This window comes from Flavobacterium sp. xlx-214 (assembly GCF_013874595.1).
Classification (GTDB): domain Bacteria; phylum Bacteroidota; class Bacteroidia; order Flavobacteriales; family Flavobacteriaceae; genus Flavobacterium.
This window is the reverse complement of record NZ_CP059431.1, coordinates 676966-692572: the sequence shown is the minus strand read 5'-3', so window position 1 is coordinate 692572 and position 15607 is coordinate 676966. Positions and strand designations below refer to the sequence as shown.

Annotated in this window: 18 protein-coding genes; 14 read left to right on the top strand and 4 right to left on the bottom strand. The window is 33.1% G+C overall.

Annotation, left to right across the window (positions count from 1 at the left end):
• Positions 1 to 8: 8 nt before the first annotated feature.
• The 4 genes from H1R17_RS03220 (at position 9) to H1R17_RS03205 (ending at position 3718) form a co-directional block, all read left to right on the top strand.
• Entirely contained in the window at positions 9 to 944 is a 936-nt protein-coding gene (locus H1R17_RS03220; protein ID WP_163432429.1) for a type IX secretion system membrane protein PorP/SprF, read from the top strand.
• An 11-nt stretch (positions 945 to 955) separates the two neighbouring features.
• A complete protein-coding gene (locus H1R17_RS03215) occupies positions 956 to 2911 on the top strand; it encodes an OmpA family protein (RefSeq protein WP_163432430.1) in 1956 nt (651 codons plus the stop codon).
• Positions 2912 to 2982: 71 nt separating this feature from the next.
• Entirely contained in the window at positions 2983 to 3396 is a 414-nt protein-coding gene (locus H1R17_RS03210) for a transposase (RefSeq protein WP_163432431.1), read from the top strand.
• Positions 3397 to 3412: 16 nt separating this feature from the next.
• Positions 3413 to 3718, top strand: coding sequence for a helix-turn-helix domain-containing protein (locus H1R17_RS03205; RefSeq protein ID WP_163432432.1), 306 nt, complete (start codon positions 3413 to 3415; stop codon positions 3716 to 3718).
• 35 nt (positions 3719 to 3753) lie between these two features.
• On the opposite strand, the gene H1R17_RS03200 is transcribed toward H1R17_RS03205, so the two are convergent.
• Positions 3754 to 4059 (bottom strand): hypothetical protein, encoded by a 306-nt coding sequence (locus H1R17_RS03200; RefSeq protein WP_163432433.1) that lies wholly within the window; start codon positions 4057 to 4059, stop codon positions 3754 to 3756.
• An 84-nt stretch (positions 4060 to 4143) separates the two neighbouring features.
• Here H1R17_RS03200 and H1R17_RS03195 point away from each other — a divergent pair, with 84 nt between their 5' ends.
• The 6 genes from H1R17_RS03195 to H1R17_RS03170 all read left to right on the top strand — a co-directional run bounded on the left by H1R17_RS03195 (position 4144) and on the right by H1R17_RS03170 (position 9796).
• Positions 4144 to 5079 carry a hypothetical protein gene (locus tag H1R17_RS03195; protein ID WP_163432434.1) on the top strand — a complete coding sequence of 312 codons (936 nt, stop codon included), beginning with the start codon at positions 4144 to 4146 and terminating at the stop codon, positions 5077 to 5079.
• Position 5080: 1 nt separating this feature from the next.
• On the top strand, positions 5081 to 6010 hold the full coding sequence (locus H1R17_RS03190) for a hypothetical protein (RefSeq protein WP_163432435.1): 930 nt from the start codon (positions 5081 to 5083) through the stop codon (positions 6008 to 6010).
• Positions 6011 to 6090: 80 nt separating this feature from the next.
• On the top strand, positions 6091 to 8055 hold the full coding sequence (locus H1R17_RS03185) for a sensor histidine kinase (protein WP_163432436.1): 1965 nt from the start codon (positions 6091 to 6093) through the stop codon (positions 8053 to 8055).
• Positions 8048 to 8689 (top strand): response regulator transcription factor, encoded by a 642-nt coding sequence (locus tag H1R17_RS03180; protein ID WP_163432437.1) that lies wholly within the window; start codon positions 8048 to 8050, stop codon positions 8687 to 8689. Before H1R17_RS03185 ends, H1R17_RS03180 begins: the two co-directional genes overlap by 8 nt.
• 86 nt (positions 8690 to 8775) lie before the next feature.
• The gene (locus tag H1R17_RS03175) at positions 8776 to 9324 is read left to right on the top strand and encodes a hypothetical protein (protein WP_163432438.1); all 549 of its coding nucleotides are present in this window, start codon (positions 8776 to 8778) and stop codon (positions 9322 to 9324) included.
• Between the two features lie 205 nt (positions 9325 to 9529).
• Positions 9530 to 9796, top strand: coding sequence for a hypothetical protein (locus tag H1R17_RS03170; RefSeq protein WP_163432439.1), 267 nt, complete (start codon positions 9530 to 9532; stop codon positions 9794 to 9796).
• A 124-nt stretch (positions 9797 to 9920) separates the two neighbouring features.
• Here H1R17_RS03170 and H1R17_RS03165 read toward each other — a convergent pair whose 3' ends face one another.
• Together H1R17_RS03165 and H1R17_RS03160 are read right to left on the bottom strand one after the other, a co-directional pair.
• Positions 9921 to 10562: a fibronectin type III domain-containing protein gene (locus H1R17_RS03165; protein WP_163432440.1), complete on the bottom strand. Its 642-nt coding sequence runs from the start codon at positions 10560 to 10562 to the stop codon at positions 9921 to 9923.
• Positions 10563 to 11152: 590 nt separating this feature from the next.
• Complete coding sequence (locus H1R17_RS03160) at positions 11153 to 11518, bottom strand: hypothetical protein (protein ID WP_163432441.1); 366 nt, start codon at positions 11516 to 11518, stop codon at positions 11153 to 11155.
• Between the two features lie 88 nt (positions 11519 to 11606).
• Between H1R17_RS03160 and H1R17_RS03155 the strand changes: the two genes are divergently transcribed.
• The 3 genes from H1R17_RS03155 to H1R17_RS03145 all read left to right on the top strand — a co-directional run bounded on the left by H1R17_RS03155 (position 11607) and on the right by H1R17_RS03145 (position 13460).
• A complete protein-coding gene (locus tag H1R17_RS03155) occupies positions 11607 to 12185 on the top strand; it encodes a hypothetical protein (protein ID WP_163432442.1) in 579 nt (192 codons plus the stop codon).
• Complete coding sequence (locus H1R17_RS03150; RefSeq protein WP_163432443.1) at positions 12157 to 12723, top strand: hypothetical protein; 567 nt, start codon at positions 12157 to 12159, stop codon at positions 12721 to 12723. Before H1R17_RS03155 ends, H1R17_RS03150 begins: the two co-directional genes overlap by 29 nt.
• A 320-nt stretch (positions 12724 to 13043) precedes the next feature.
• Entirely contained in the window at positions 13044 to 13460 is a 417-nt protein-coding gene (locus H1R17_RS03145) for a hypothetical protein (RefSeq protein ID WP_163432444.1), read from the top strand.
• A 12-nt stretch (positions 13461 to 13472) separates the two neighbouring features.
• Here the strand turns inward: H1R17_RS03145 and cls are convergent, their stop codons facing one another.
• On the bottom strand, positions 13473 to 14936 hold the full coding sequence (gene cls / locus H1R17_RS03140; RefSeq protein WP_163432445.1) for a cardiolipin synthase: 1464 nt from the start codon (positions 14934 to 14936) through the stop codon (positions 13473 to 13475).
• A gap of 104 nt (positions 14937 to 15040) precedes the next feature.
• Here cls and pth point away from each other — a divergent pair, with 104 nt between their 5' ends.
• Positions 15041 to 15607 carry an aminoacyl-tRNA hydrolase gene (gene pth, locus H1R17_RS03135; RefSeq protein WP_163432574.1) on the top strand — a complete coding sequence of 189 codons (567 nt, stop codon included), beginning with the start codon at positions 15041 to 15043 and terminating at the stop codon, positions 15605 to 15607.

Below are 15607 nucleotides of genomic sequence, written 5' to 3'. Positions count from 1 at the left end.
CACGGGACATGAATTTATCACATAAAATCACAAAAATATTGATGGGAATAATCCTGTTGGGCAGCACGCAAGTGCAAGCCCAACAAGACCCACAGTATACCAATTATATGTACAACACGGTGAACATCAACCCAGCGTATGCGGGTAGCCGTGGCGCATTAAGTATTTTTGGATTACATCGTACCCAATGGGTAGGATTAGAAGGGGCACCCACAACCAACTCGTTCTCAGTAAACACACCTATTCAAGACAGTAAGTTAGGAGTAGGGTTAAGTTTTGTAAACGATAAGTTAGGGGTTATTAATGAAAACACCATTAGTTTGGATGTATCGTACACCATTGATTTAAATCAGCGCGATAGCAAGTTAAGCTTTGGTGTAAAAGGATCGTTGAATATGTTAAACGTAGCGTACTCACGCTTAAACAAATTCAATCCTAATGATCCAATGATTCTACATGATATATCAGACGAAGCATCGCCTAACATAGGGGCAGGTATCTACTGGCACAATGAAAAAAGCTACGTAGGTTTATCGGTACCCAATTTCTTAGAAAACAAACGCTTTGAAAACGGAACGCTTTACAGCGCAATGAACCAGCGTCAGCACTTCTATTTAATGGGAGGTCATGTATTTGAAATCAATCCAACCTTGAAATTCAAACCAGCCTTTTTATTAAAAGCCGTAAGTGGAGCACCATTACAAGCCGATGTAACGGCGAACTTCCTAATTCACGACAAGCTAACCTTAGGGGCAGCTTACCGTTGGGATGCCGCATGGAGTGCCTTAGCAGGTTTCCAAGTAACTGATGGGTTGATGTTAGGATACAGCTACGATTCAGAAACCACCAAACTGGGTCGTTACAACAATGGATCACATGAATTATTTGTACGCTTTGAATTGTTTAACAAGTACCGTCGCGTGAATTCGCCACGTTTCTACTAAAAACAAAGGTCATGAAAAAAGGAATCATAACAACAGCCTTAGTATCTGCCTTATTTTTAGGGCATACAGAGATGCAAGCACAAGCCGGCTTAAAAAAGGCCACCAAAGAGTACAACCAATGGGCGTATACCGATGCCATTACCATTTATGAAAAAGTGGTAAAACGCGGTCATGCAACAGAAGAAGTACTTTCAAAATTGGCAAATGCGTATTATTTTAATGCACGCTATGCAGAAGCACAGCCACATTACGAACAATTAATCAACGAGTTTGGAAGCAATTTAGCACCAGAATACTACTACCGTTATGCGCAAACCTTGCAAAACGTAGGACGTGATGCTGAGGCAAAGAGCTATTACAAACAATTTGTAGACAAAGTAGGAAGCGAAACGCAAATAGGGCAAATTCGCAAAAACGAAGCAGCCTTAGAAGCACAAATTCAAGCCAACTCAGGTCGATACGATCAGTTAAGCAACCTGGCTATTAACACGCCAATGGCCGATTACGGAAGTTATGTACACAACAACCAATTGTACTTTACCAGCGCCCGCGATACCGGTAGTTTAAGCAAAAAAGAACACACCTGGACAGGCGAAGCCTTTACTAGTTTGTATACAGCCAATGTATCTAACAACCAAGCAAGCGGCGTAAAGCGCATCAAAGGTCGTGTAAAAAGCATGTACAATGAGGCATCGGCGGTAGTAACCAAAGATGGGCAAACCATGTACTTTACCCGTAACAACTACAACAACAAAACACGTAAGTTTGATAGCGATGGCAATACCAAGCTAAAAATTTACCGTGCAGAGAATGTAGATGGCAAATGGAGTAATGTAACCGAGTTGCCTTTTAACAGCAACGAGTTCAACACATCGCATCCAGCGTTAAGTAAAGATGAAACCATGCTTTACTTTTCATCAGATCGCGCAGGAGGCTACGGTTCAACTGATTTATGGAGTGTAACGGTAAACGAAAAGAGTTACGGATCGCCAAAGAACCTAGGACCACAAATCAACACCGAAGCCCGTGAAACCTTTCCGTTTGTAACAGCTAATAACGAGTTGTATTTTTCAAGCGATGGTAGAGTAGGCCTAGGCGGATTAGATGTTTACGGAGCCGGTATCTTAAGCAATGGTATGTTCTCAGAAGTGCAAAACTTAGGAGCGCCTGTTAACTCAAATTACGATGATTTTGCGTATTATATCGATACACAAAGTAAAAACGGTTTCTTTTCATCAAACAGAGAAGGCGGTAAGGGTAACGATGATATTTACAGCTTTTATGAAAACCGCGCATTGGTATTACAATGCGATCAAAACTTAAAAGTAAAAGTAATTGATGCGCAAACGCGTCAGGAAATCAAAGATGCCACCGTATCGTTATACAACGTGTATTATGAAAATCCGTTAAGCAGCAATGGCTATCAAAACGATGGCTACCGCTTTAATGCTGATTTTGATTGTGGATCAACCTACCGCATTCGAGCAGAGAAGCAAGACTATTTTACCCAAGAAGCTAATGTAACCCTACCAACAGAGAGCGGAGAAACCGAAGCAGTAGTAGTGTTAGAGCGCAGTAAAATACCGCTTAAGAAAGGCGATGATTTATTTAAAGTGTTGCAGCTAAACCCAATTTATTTTGATTTAGACAAACACAACATTCGCCCAGATGCAGCAGCAGAATTAGCAAAAGTATTGGCAGTAATGGAAGAATACCCAGACATGGTTGTAGACATCCGTTCACATACCGATAGCCGTGCATCGCACAAATACAACGACAATTTATCAGACAGAAGAGCCAAATCAACAAGAGAATGGTTAATTTCTAAAGGTATATCTGCATCACGTTTAACCGCAAAAGGTTATGGTGAGCGTGAGTTGGTAAACAAATGTGCAGATGGTGTTAAATGTTCAGAAGAGCAGCATCAACAAAACCGTAGATCAGAGTTTATCATAGTAGATATGTAAACCCGTCTAGAGAATAGAAAATAGAATAAGTAAGAAACGGGGAGAAATCCCCGTTTTTCATTAGAATGAAAATGAATTTTAAAGACATACATATTGGTAGTATTATAAGCACTTTGTTTAAAGAGCAAGAAATTGACATGCAACGAGCAGAACGATTTTTGAACATCAAAGAAGCAGCAATACAACAAGTTTTTGCATCCAAGAACATAGATACCGAATTATTACTACGTTTTAGCAAACTATTAGAGTACGATTTTTTTAGAATATACTCACAACATTTGGTGTTGTATGCGCCGCCCGCATCGCAGAACTACAAAGTGGCAAGTAGTAAAGCGCCACAGTTTAAGAAAAATGTGTACACCAAAGAAATTATAGAGTTCATAGTTGGTTTAATACAAACCAAACAAAAAACAGCAAGTCAAATAATAGAAGAATACCGCATACCAAGAACTACCTTATACAAGTGGTTAAAGAAATATCAATGAAAAAGAAGCAATGAAGATGAAACCAGATTATCAGAAAATATTCCAAGACATGCTCAAATACAATTTTGTTGAGCACAATCAAGCATTATCAGAAAGATTAGAGAAAGGTCCGTTAACCAGCATAGAAGTTATGCAGTTAAATAACCGATTGTTTTACAAAAGCAAACAGCAGCCTTCTATTTACAAGGCATATGATAAAAGTAGTATCAAGAAAATACTACAATACCAGAAAACCCACAACCTAAACAATACAGAACTAGCCAAACACTTTGGTATTAGCAGAAACACCATTGCCAAATGGAAAAATACTTATAGCTTTTAAGTAAGAGTATACAAAATCTTAATTTATTAATAGTTTTATTCCTCCTTCTTCTTACTTTTATACATCTTTCTAAAATGTATTTTTTGTAGCATTCGTTCAATGATTAAATCCGCAATTGTTTCGGCAGCAGGTAAGGTACTTTCAAACAAAGCGCGTTTTAATTTGTTTTCATCTACATCAATTCTATAAAGAATTTGTAGTAGTTTACTAAAATCATTGTGTAGTAAATTGTTAATTACAGCAACAAGTTGGGTACGTTGTTCTGTATCTTCATTTGTATCTAAAGCAACTGTTGTATCAAACAATTGCAAACTCCAATTAACAGCTTCGTTTCCATTCATAACTTAAAGGTATTGAATTTTTAATTTAATGTAGATTTGTTGGCTAGGAAAATGATTTAAACTATCTTCATTAAAAAAAAGAAAATGAAAATTTGGGTCATGTTATGTTCTGTTGTTTGTTTTTGGGCAACAGCACAGAAAAGTGTTGATCATTACGAAGGTTTTGGTGTTAACAAGAAATACGGATTGGTTGATAATCTATCAGGAGTAGCAATTATTGCACCGCAATACGATAGAATTTTATTCGACTTTAATCAATACGTAGCCTTGAAGAAAGGTGATGTAGTTGATTTCTACTCTAAAGAAACAAGCGAAAAGCTATCTTTTAAAAGTACCTATCAATCAGAAGTGATTTTTAAGAACGAAGTTCATTATTATTATCAAGATGATAGGTTTGGTTACTTAATACCAAGTAATGTTGCTAATAGAGTACAACTTCCTAAAATCTACGATTTTGTAAATACAATTCAAAACTTGGTGATAGGTTTTAAAAACAATGCCTTTGATGTTTATGAAGATACAAATGTTACAACTCCAAAAGTAGCGTCTATCAAGGCATCTCAATATCATTTCTATCCTCGTACAATTAGCAATAAGTTAGAAAACGTCTATGTTTTTTATGGTTTAGGTACTGTTTATGTGTACAATGAAACTTTTGTAAAGTTAAAAGAATACAAAAGCAAGGTAAATAATGAAAATGATGTAATGACTCTATTAAAAAAAGATTTTCCTAGAGCCGAAACCAAAGAAATGTATGCTATGGGTATCACAGGACCACCCGATTGGAAATATCATTATTCAAATGGTGTAACCAAGGTTTCAAAATACAGCAATTCGCAACATTATTTCTATCTAACACAAAAGTGCGAAGCGCAAAGTGTACCAGGATCTGAATATTGGGTAGAAATACAGCTAACAGAAAAAGGCGAAACCTATCAATTTAGAGTTGATTTTGAGCAACAACATTTTTATCTTCCCCAAGAATACGTTCAATCATTAGGATTAAAATTCGAAAATTAATATGAAAAAGTTAACAACCCTTATTTTATTGTTTCATTGTGTAATGACTTTTGCACAAAATACCTACGAAGTTTTTCAGTACGATGGTAAATACGGAGTAGTAAACACCAGCACTTTAACAGAGTTTGTAGAACCTAAGTTTGAAAATTGGAACGATTGGTTTAAAGATGCTGTTGCTTTGCGTAATGGGCAAGAATATACTTTTTATAACAAAACCACTGGTAAAGACGAAAGTTTTACAAACACAGAGCAAGGCGCAAGGTTTAATAGCGATTATCACATGCATTTTTTACGAGATGGTAAAACAGTGCTTATTCCAAGAGAAACTAAAAACATGCTTTTTTTTGATAGACGATTTGATGAGATGAAAGGCAGTGGCGGCGATTTAATAGTAAAGTACAACAACATATTTGATGTATACGTAAGACCTGATTTTAAAACGCCTAAAATTAAGAGTATTGAAGCAACAAAGATTTACGATGGACAGATTTTTAGAAAGCGCACCCAGAAAAGTGAGTATGTAACTATTTTCTACGGAAAAGAAGCTGTTTTTGTATACGATAAAAACTTTAATTTGCTTAAAAAATACAACAAAGCAGCTAATTATGATACCCAAATGTACGATGCTATTGCAAGCGAGTTTACCAAAATAGATGAACCTAATGAAGAGTACGGTGTAATGGCTGCACCTGATTATTGGCAAGTTATGTTTAAAGACGGATATTCTATTATAACCTCACAACATTACAAGATATCGTTTAGTATTAAAGGTGATTTTAACCCTAGCACTTTGTACGGCAACCATAATTTTGTTTACTTAAGAGATAAAACAACCCAAAAACGATATGCTTTTATTATAGATTATGATAAAAAACAATTTCAGTTTCCTAAAAAATATCAAGAAGAACTGCAGTTAAAGTTTGTTGATTAGCAAATGATTTATCCTAATAATAGGTATTTTGCTGTACGTATGTTTTTATGATATTTGATGATTAATAAAAATAGAGTTAAATGAAAAAGTACGGTTTGTTTTTAATAGGTTTGGTGTTACTGCTAAGTCAAAATACTTTTTCGCAAAAGCACACCACGCGTATTGATAGCTTATCAAATGTATTAAAACATGCAAAAACCGATACAGCTAAAATAGGTGTGAGAGGTCTTTTGGCGCAAGAATTTATTAAAGTAGGCGATAGTGTAAATGCATTTTCATACGGTTATCGTAATTTAAGAATAGCAAATAAACAAAGTGATAAAGTATACAAAGCATTAGCAAATAGCGATGTTGGATATTTACATTTAAAACTATTGCATACCGATAGTGTAAAGTTTTATTACAACCATGTTTTAAAATTATTAAGCAATCATACCACTTATAAAGCAAAGCGTCTTAAAATAATAGCAACAAATAACTTAGCATACGCTTACTCTGTAGAAGGTAATATGCAAAAAGCATTGCAATTGGTTATAAGCAATTTACCTTTAATTAAAGCAGTAGGCGATAGTGTTGCTTACCGCAGTACCATTCATAATATTTCGGCAACATTCACCTCTTCTGGTGAATATAAAAAAGCCTATCCTTATATTTTAGAGGATATTGCTTTGGTTGAAAAAGGACATTCTGAATACGATAATAAAGCCGAAACATATCTTAGTGCAGCATTTCTTTTGTTAAAGATGGATAGCTTACAAAAAGCATCTTATTATTTAGATAAAAGCAAAGAAAACTTAGTAAAGAATGTACCTCATAATTTATGGGGACGATATTACAGTATTAATGCTCAATACTTGGCCAAAGTAGGTAACATAAAAGAAGCGCGCGCTAATGTTGATAAGTTGTTTACTGATATTAAACTAAATAAGAACGGTACAAATGCTATTGATGCTTATGTAGCCAAACAAGAGGTTGAATGGGCAGCAAAGAATTATAAAGAAGCCAGACAAGCCGCTTTTGAATTGTATAATAGTTATACAAATATGGAATATCTGTTAGCGGCATCTTTATCGGCAAGAGATATATCCTATTTGTCTGAGTATTTAGGCGATTATAAGAATGCGTATACCTATATGTCTAAGTATGCGCAATTAAATGATAGCATAGGAAAACAACAATTAGTGTTTGATTTGCATAATTTAGAAAGCCAATATCAAACCTCAGAGAAAGAAAAAGAAATACTGCAATTACAAGCAGATAAAAAGCAAAGTCAACTAATTCAAAAAAATCAAAAGTTATTAAATTGGTTGTTTGGTATTGGTGCCATGGTTCTTTTATTAGGATTGCTTTTCTTAGTGTATGTTTATAGGAACAATAAATATCAAACCGAACAAAAACTAAAAGACATACAACAACAAACCGATTTAGAAATTACTCAAGCTGTTTTAGATGGCGAAGAACGTGAAAGACAACGCATAGCTCGTGATTTACATGATGGTTTAGGTGGTGCTTTATCGGGTATCAAAATAAAACTTTCGGGTCAGTACAAAAACAATCAAAGTAATGCGCTTAATGAATCCATCATACAATTAGAAGAATCAATAGGCGAGTTAAGAAGAATTGCGCGTAACATGATGCCCGAAACTTTAATTCGTTCTGGTTTAGAAGTTGCTTTAAAAGATTTATGTGTATCCTTAACATCTCCAAACACACAAATAGAGTTACAAACAAACGGCATACAAAAAAACATTGCATTGGTTACCCAAGTACATGTTTTTAGAATTGTTCAAGAACTTATAGCAAACGCTATTAGGCATGGTAAAGCAAGTAACATACTAATACAATGTATTCAAAACCAAAACAAACTGTTTATAACGGTAGAAGATAATGGTGTTGGTTTTACTATTGATAGTAACAATACTTTTAAGCAAAAAGGCATAGGTTTAAGCAATATTGCCAACCGAGTGCGTTTTATGGAGGGAAAAATGGATATAGATACTTCTGAAAACAACGGAACCACAATAAACATCGAAGTAAATGTATAAAAAGAGTGTAAAAATAGCTGTAGTAGATGATCATCCTATTGTAATAGAAGGCATGAAAGCATTGTTTGCTAATGAAGCCAGTAGTTATGATTTAATTTGTTTTGATAAAGCACTTCCCTTTTTAGATTTTCTTAATCAAAATAAAATAGATGTTGTACTGCTAGATATCGCTTTACCCGATATGAATGGTGTTGAAGTATGTAAAATCATTCTAGAAAAGCATCCATTAATAAAAGTAATCGCTTTAAGTAATCAGGCAGAGCAAAGCACCATTTTGCAAATGTTAAACAATGGGGCAGTTGGGTTTTTACTTAAAAGCGTTCCGTCAGAAGAAATCTTAAGCAGTATACAAAACGCTTTAAATAACAAGGTGGTAATGAACAGCGAAATACAAAAAATCATTACTACAACATATGAAAACACCAACAATTTACCATCGTTAACTAAAAGAGAAACACAAATACTACATCTTTTATCACAAGGTAAAACAACGGTAATGATTGCCGATGAATTATTCTTAAGTAAGTTTACCATTGATACGTATCGTAAAAACTTATTGCAAAAGTTTGAAGTTAAAAACACTTCAGAGCTTTTAATACTGCTTTATAAGAACAATTTAATAAAAACATCCTAATTATAGGGTATTATTTTAACTACTTATAGGTATTGTAAAGTACAGCTATGTTGCAGAAATTTGTTTTAAATAAATACATATTAGCTATGAAAAAAGTAAATAATTGTAAAAAGCCGTACGTACTAACAGCAATAGCCTTGTTGTTTGTAGCAACTTTTGTTACTGCATGTAGTAGTGGTGATAGTGAAGATGAAAAACCACAAGCAAGCGAGGGGTTTCTTAAATGTAAGATTGATGGTACCCCACGCGTATTTAACTACCAAGTAGGAGCAAATGATAAGCCCGATGATTTTAATGCCATACATTTTGTAACTGTAGGTGGGTTAGAAACAAATGATCCTAGAACATCGCCTGGGTTTGATTTTCAATTGATATCAGATGAAGGTGCTAAAGAAACAACGTATACCGCTGCAAATGAATCAGGCCCCGATTTAACAGGACAATATTACGTGCAAACCAGTACAGGTACTACAAGTTATATGGGTAACGGTAACAGTGGTACATCTTTTACATTAACCATTACAAGCATTACCAATTGGGGTGTAAAAGGCACTTTTTCGGGTGTTTTAAAAAGTAACGATGTTTTTGTTACCGTTACCGATGGTGAGTTTGCTGCACCTTACAATAAAAACTAAAGCATATCTTTTTCATATTAACCAAAACACCCCTAACTATATGGTTTGGGGTGTTTTATTTTGTAATGCTATATACTTTTTATGATTGAGTTTAGTAAATTCTGCTTAAAAACGTATGTTGTACGTTGTTTAAGCTACTGTTTGTTAGTTGGTTATGTTTTTTTTATTATTCGTATTTTTATATATGAATTTTAAATTATATACAATGGAAAAAGAAAATTTTAAAAGAGAAGTGTTTACAAAACTTAATGAAATTTATGCAATTACTGAAGCATCAATATATACTTATGCTGGCTTAGATTTCATTTCGAAGAGATTAGAATTATTTACCAATTTTTTTGATTCTAAAATATTTAAAGATGTAATCGAAAACTTTGAGAAAAGATGTACAACTGATGAAGATAAGATTGTGTTAACTGAATTACATAAAGATTTTTATTTAAAAAAAATGACGACTATTTATTCTATCTAATTATTAAAATCTCATAACTAATATGTGCGCTTTACTTGTATTTATTATGTAATATAAGCGTGATATTTGTACCAATGAAGGTTTTAACAAAAACCGCAAGGTACTACTTGCGGTTAGTTGTTATTTAAGGTGCGGCAATACTTAAAATATCGCTAAATATACGACTAGGATGTGCACCTACGCCCGCAACACGTATTTCATATATAGTACACGATTTTAACTGTGAAAAAACATGACTTGCTTTAGTAATAGAAATACTTTCCCATAGTTCGCTGCCTTTTATTCTATATTCAATAATGTACGATTTTGCACCAGGTAACTTTTTAAATTTTACCCAAATACCTCCCTTGTTGTTGTTTAACAATACAAAATTACTAGGTTTTTCTAATTCGCCGTATGGTAAGGGTATTTTTGTTAAATCAAAACCAGTACTTGCTAGTGCTGCAACATTGCCATTATAATAGGTTTCTATGTACAATTTAGTTGTTCCTATTAATTTTAGCAATGCTAATTTACTATCTTTAAGCAGTTCTATTGATACCAAACTACGCGATAAGCTATTTTCTATAGCTTCATCATAAGCATCAATAAGTTCTTGTAGTTCACCCCAAAAAGGTATGGCTATTTTTTCACCTTTTATATATGGAGGACTTGCAGATGTTTGCAAAGTATCTTGCGGTTGTAATGAATTTAATATATGCACAGCTTTTTCCAAAAGTTTAGCATGTGATAATGAAGCCGATGGCAATTTTATTTTTTGTTTCATAATCTTTTTTTTATTAATTAAACCATTTGTAGTTTTTGTTGTCATTATTAAAAAAAAGCATGTTGTTTTTTAAAACATTTGTATATAATGCAATAATAGTTTTTTGTTTTTATATAAAAATGATTTAAGAATAGAGCAACATTGCGTTGCATGTACTATAACATTGTGTTGCATGTGCTATAACATTGTGTTGCATGTGTTATAATATTGTGCTGCATGTATCATAACATTGTATTACATGTGCTATAACATTGCGTTGCTTTTTTTTAAAAAGTGATATCATTTAAAATAATTTTTAAATCGTTTTATTGCAAGTATAAAATACATGTGATACAAAACGGAGGTGAAACAATGGCTTTACACTCAACAAAATGCTACTGTTGTAAGGAAGTGTACAACTAAATAGCCAAAAAAAGTTCCTTTCGCATATACTTGTTTTTTATTGGTTATAGTAAATATAACTATTTAATAGATATACTTAGCTATTTAACTAAAAATAATTACAAGTGTTATGTATTTAACAATAAAAACAGTGTTATTTACTAATTAATACGGTAAAGAATAATAAAATTGTTGTTATTAAACCCTATTTACCACTGTTGTATAATAATGCAAACATTAGTAGCATCTTTTAAAGCAAACTCGGTAGCACCCCATGGGCGTAGTGTAGGTTTGTTAAGGTTAGGATGCAAGTATTGTGGGTGCGATGCTTTTACTTTAGTATACACCGCATTAATATCAGGCGTGTGTAATCTAAACTCAGGTCGGTCTTTAAGCGCGTATTCTTCGTTTTCATGTAGAAAAAAAGCCAAATTGTCTTTTTCAACTACACAACAAGGCGCTGCGCTTTGTAAATCGTTATAGCTTATTTTAAAGTCCAAACAATTAACAAATAAATCAATACCTTCTTGAATATCAATATAAAAAACATTAGGAATTAACTTTGTAAAAAGCATATAGTATAAACAATTATGGGTTAATTTTAAATTTTGTACTTTTAAAAGTAATTAAAAATAGCCTTTTTTTATATAAGTAAGCAGATTAATGAAGTATTTAGTAGTTGTTTTTTTAATGATGATGCAGGTTTGTGCGGCACAAAAACAAAGTTTTGTTTACAAAACAAACAATCAGCAGTTTTTTAGAATAAGACCCGGTACCGAAAAAACGTTTCATTACCTAAACATGCAAAAACAAGATATTGTGCAGAACAGTTTGTTTGTTATTGATGAGCATTCTAAAAAATTAATTGTACCACAAGATGGCTTTTACGAGATATCGGCATCGTTTCATTTTAATCCAAGTACAAGTAATATCAAAAACAATAGAGGTGGATTAAACTTTGGTATTGTACAAATCACAAAGGATGCTGAGGTTTATGTAGCCGCTACACGTAAATCGTTCACTAAAGAAAATCAAGATCGGTTTTCTAGAATTGTAGTGCAACCCACCATAGTGTATTTGTATAAAGATGCTGTTGTGGCGCCTGCTATAAGCTCTGGTTTATTAGGTAATGTGCTGTTGGGCTGCGAACTAGGTTGCGATAAAAAACATAAAAAATGTACTTCGTTTGAATGGACTATTAAATTGATTAGTAATGAAAAATCATATCAAAAGTATTATTAGTATTTGCTTGTTATTGGCAAGTTTTATGGGGTTTGCACAAGCGCCATCGCTTTACATACGTAGTATACGCAGTATTCATTTAGAAAATGCGCCGGGTGCATTGCAACCCATTCCTTTTCATGAGGTTGATATGGTGTATAATAAAATAGGTCAGTTTTTAAACAATAAAATTACCGTGAATAAAACAGATACGTATGAAGTATCGGGCTTTGCCAATATTAATCCGGGCGTTATGGGTACATCAACCAAAGACAGTATTCAAATGGAAGTGTATTTAATTAAGAACCATCAACAGCCTACCGAAACCATTTTGGGGAAAGATGCTTTTACCTTTACGTATGGTAATTTTGATGTTGCCGCAGGTTTTCATATTGCACCTATAAAAGCACAACTACAAGCAAACGACGATGTTTCGTTATGGGTTAAAATACTACCCACAAGTACTATTGCCATTAATAAAAGTGCTAAGTACGATCATGTTACCAAACCAACGGGTATGGAACAAATTGCAGGTATGCGCATTGCAAAAGTGGAGTGAGGTGTTTGATTTTAATGATAAATAGTTAACATTACAATTGATAATTGAATAGTATGATATATATAGTAATTAATATTGTAATGATTTTAGTAGGTGTAATAGGAATAATTAAAATGAAAGTACCAAAATTTGATGGTTCTCCAGGGTTTGCGGCTATGTTTAGGCTTTATGTTTCCTTTTACGTATTGCTTATTATGGGAATTATTTTTCTAATTCTTGAAATTAAGGAGAAGATTAATGAAGGTTAGTGATTTGACTAATCTCACTGATTTATAATCATGCGTTTTTGTGTTACAGATTGTAAATAGATAATGTAAAGAATGAAAAATATTATTTTAAGTTTAATAGTTGTTTTAGGTTCAACTTCTTGTAAAGAAGAGCATTCCAATAAACTTAGTTTTGATGCTTCTAAAGTAAATGAAATTACAATACATAATAAAGTTGATTGCAGCTTTGAAAAGTTGGTAAAGCAACAATTAACAATTACAGATAAAAATCAAATAAGTAAAATACTAGATGCTTTTTCTTATATGGAACCTATTGAAGATAGAGGAAATGTAAACATGAAGGTAAGTAATGGTTTCTTTGAACTTAGCTTTAATGAAGGTAATAAAGAAAACTATTTCACAATAAATTACACTATTTATGATGGTGTAGTTATATGGAGTAATGATGGAGGAAAACTATTTAAAAATGATAGATTAGAAATTGTTATCAATGATCTGTTTGTTAAATAAAAACAAAACACTTTATAACAAAGGTGCTAACAACCTACAAATAGATGCAAAGCCTTTGTAATACCATTTTTCGTTTTTCCATGTTTCTACCGTAAACAATTTACTAACCAAAACATCTTCTTGAAACTGTTGGGTAAGTTGTTGGGCAATGGTTTCGTCTAAAATAACAGCCGAAAGCTCAAAGTTAATCAAGAAACTACGCGAGTCTAAATTAGTAGTGCCCACATAACTTAACAAACCATCAATACAAATGGTTTTGGCGTGAATAAATCCTTTTTCGTACAAATACACTTTTAAACCACGTTGTATAAAAGGTTTTAAGAATGATAGTGATGCAGCTTGTACAATAGCAGAATCGCCTTTTGCAGGAATCATTAACGAAATATCAACTCCTTTAGAAACGGCAATAAGCAAAGCAGTTTTAAACGATTCAGTAGGAATAAAGTAAGGTGTGCACAATTGTATACTTTTTTGCGCTGCCGATATACTTAAAATCATCGATTCCATTACATACGGCGGTGTATCGCCTGGCGATGAAAAAGCACATGTTATAGATAAAGGCTTAAAAGCAGTATTTAAGGGCGGTACGTACTTACTGTTTAAATTAAAAGCAATATTAGAAATGCTTTGCCAATGCAACCAAAACTGCATTTGTAGTATTTTAGTAGCATCGCCTTCTATCCGAATAGAGGTATCGCGCCAAAATAAATGATCTTTATTGGGGTTACTGTACTTATCTGAAATATTAATACCTCCTACATAACCAATAAGTCCATCAATAACCACAATTTTTCTATGGTTACGGTAATTACTATTGGCTAAAGACGAGAAACGTACTGGCAAGAAAACTTCAAACTGTATACCTAATGCTTGATAGTGTTTTTGACGTTTAGCTAAAGCACCGCTTCCAAAATCATCAATAATTAAGCGCACTTCAACACCTTGTTTTACTTTATCAACTAGAATATTGAGTATTTGCGTACCAATAACATCTTCCTCAAAAATATAATACTCTAAATGTATGTGGTGCTGTGCGTTTTTTAGATCTTCTAGTAGTTTAGGAAACTTTTGTTCGCCATTAATAAGCAGCTGTGCTTTGTTGTTTGATGTAGGTATGGCATTTTTAGTATACACTAAATACTCAAATACATCGTTTAAATGATCGTCATACGTTTCGGTACGTTTAATTTCTTTGGCAATAAAGTGTTTTAAATCATGCCAACGTTCTTCAATCTTAGCTTTGTAACGGTTATCTAACTTTTTAAAATGTTTTTCTTTCTGAAATTTCTGTCCAAAGAAATAATACAAAATAACACCAATAAAGGGCAAAAAAACAATAACCATAAGCCAAGCAATGGTTTTTTCGGGCTTACCGTTTTCAATTAAAATAGTAATAAACGCAAATACGTTTACTAAAGTTAAAGGTATCCAGTACCATTCTTTAGTAAAATCCCAAATAATTTGTAGGTTTTCCATAATTTGCGTAGTTTTTTCTAAATTACCGATTAGTTAATACATTTGCAATGAATTTTTTTAAGAAATGGTTTGGTAAACCTAAAACAGAGATAGAAACAGGTTTTATGAAGAAGTATTTAGTTGTAGGCTTAGGCAATATTGGTGCAGAATATGTAAATACACGTCACAATATAGGTTTTAAAGCGGTTGATTTTATGGCAAAAGAAGCAGATGTGTCTTTTGAGACTGTTAAGTTAGGATCGTTGGCAGAAGTTAAAGTAAAAGGAAGAACCTTGTTGTTGCTAAAGCCCAATACATACATGAACTTATCGGGCAAGGCAGTACAATATTGGATGGAGAAAGAAAAAATTGCAAAAGAAAACGTAATAATTATTACAGATGATTTAAATTTATCGTTCGGAACCATTCGCATAAAAGCAAAAGGATCTGATGGTGGTCATAACGGATTGAAAAATATTCAATTAATATTAAACAGTGCTGAATATCCGCGTTTACGCTTTGGTATTTCGGATGCGTTTAAGAAAGGTCAACAAGTTGATTATGTTTTAGGCGATTGGAGTGATGAAGAAACAACAGCTTTAAAAGAACGTTTAGAGGTGGTTTCTAATGCGGTAAAAGAATTTGCCTTGGCAGGTTTAAACAATGCAATGAATAATTATAACGGAAAATAA

What these genes read in the sequence shown, in the direction of transcription:
- H1R17_RS03185 (WP_163432436.1), top strand. Translation starts at nt 6,091, where the DNA reads ATGAAAAAGTACGGTTTGTTTTTAATAGGTTTGGTGTTACTGCTAAGT.
- H1R17_RS03205 (WP_163432432.1), top strand. Translation starts at nt 3,413, where the DNA reads ATGAAACCAGATTATCAGAAAATATTCCAAGACATGCTCAAATACAAT.
- H1R17_RS03200 (WP_163432433.1), bottom strand. Translation starts at nt 4,059, where the DNA reads ATGAATGGAAACGAAGCTGTTAATTGGAGTTTGCAATTGTTTGATACA.
- H1R17_RS03215 (WP_163432430.1), top strand. Translation starts at nt 956, where the DNA reads ATGAAAAAAGGAATCATAACAACAGCCTTAGTATCTGCCTTATTTTTA.
- cls (WP_163432445.1), bottom strand. Translation starts at nt 14,936, where the DNA reads ATGGAAAACCTACAAATTATTTGGGATTTTACTAAAGAATGGTACTGG.
- H1R17_RS03180 (WP_163432437.1), top strand. Translation starts at nt 8,048, where the DNA reads ATGTATAAAAAGAGTGTAAAAATAGCTGTAGTAGATGATCATCCTATT.
- H1R17_RS03145 (WP_163432444.1), top strand. Translation starts at nt 13,044, where the DNA reads ATGAAAAATATTATTTTAAGTTTAATAGTTGTTTTAGGTTCAACTTCT.
- H1R17_RS03165 (WP_163432440.1), bottom strand. Translation starts at nt 10,562, where the DNA reads ATGAAACAAAAAATAAAATTGCCATCGGCTTCATTATCACATGCTAAA.
- H1R17_RS03160 (WP_163432441.1), bottom strand. Translation starts at nt 11,518, where the DNA reads ATGCTTTTTACAAAGTTAATTCCTAATGTTTTTTATATTGATATTCAA.
- H1R17_RS03175 (WP_163432438.1), top strand. Translation starts at nt 8,776, where the DNA reads ATGAAAAAAGTAAATAATTGTAAAAAGCCGTACGTACTAACAGCAATA.
- H1R17_RS03210 (WP_163432431.1), top strand. Translation starts at nt 2,983, where the DNA reads ATGAATTTTAAAGACATACATATTGGTAGTATTATAAGCACTTTGTTT.
- H1R17_RS03150 (WP_163432443.1), top strand. Translation starts at nt 12,157, where the DNA reads ATGAAAAATCATATCAAAAGTATTATTAGTATTTGCTTGTTATTGGCA.
- H1R17_RS03195 (WP_163432434.1), top strand. Translation starts at nt 4,144, where the DNA reads ATGAAAATTTGGGTCATGTTATGTTCTGTTGTTTGTTTTTGGGCAACA.
- H1R17_RS03220 (WP_163432429.1), top strand. Translation starts at nt 9, where the DNA reads ATGAATTTATCACATAAAATCACAAAAATATTGATGGGAATAATCCTG.
- H1R17_RS03170 (WP_163432439.1), top strand. Translation starts at nt 9,530, where the DNA reads ATGGAAAAAGAAAATTTTAAAAGAGAAGTGTTTACAAAACTTAATGAA.
- pth (WP_163432574.1), top strand. Translation starts at nt 15,041, where the DNA reads ATGAAGAAGTATTTAGTTGTAGGCTTAGGCAATATTGGTGCAGAATAT.
- H1R17_RS03190 (WP_163432435.1), top strand. Translation starts at nt 5,081, where the DNA reads ATGAAAAAGTTAACAACCCTTATTTTATTGTTTCATTGTGTAATGACT.
- H1R17_RS03155 (WP_163432442.1), top strand. Translation starts at nt 11,607, where the DNA reads ATGAAGTATTTAGTAGTTGTTTTTTTAATGATGATGCAGGTTTGTGCG.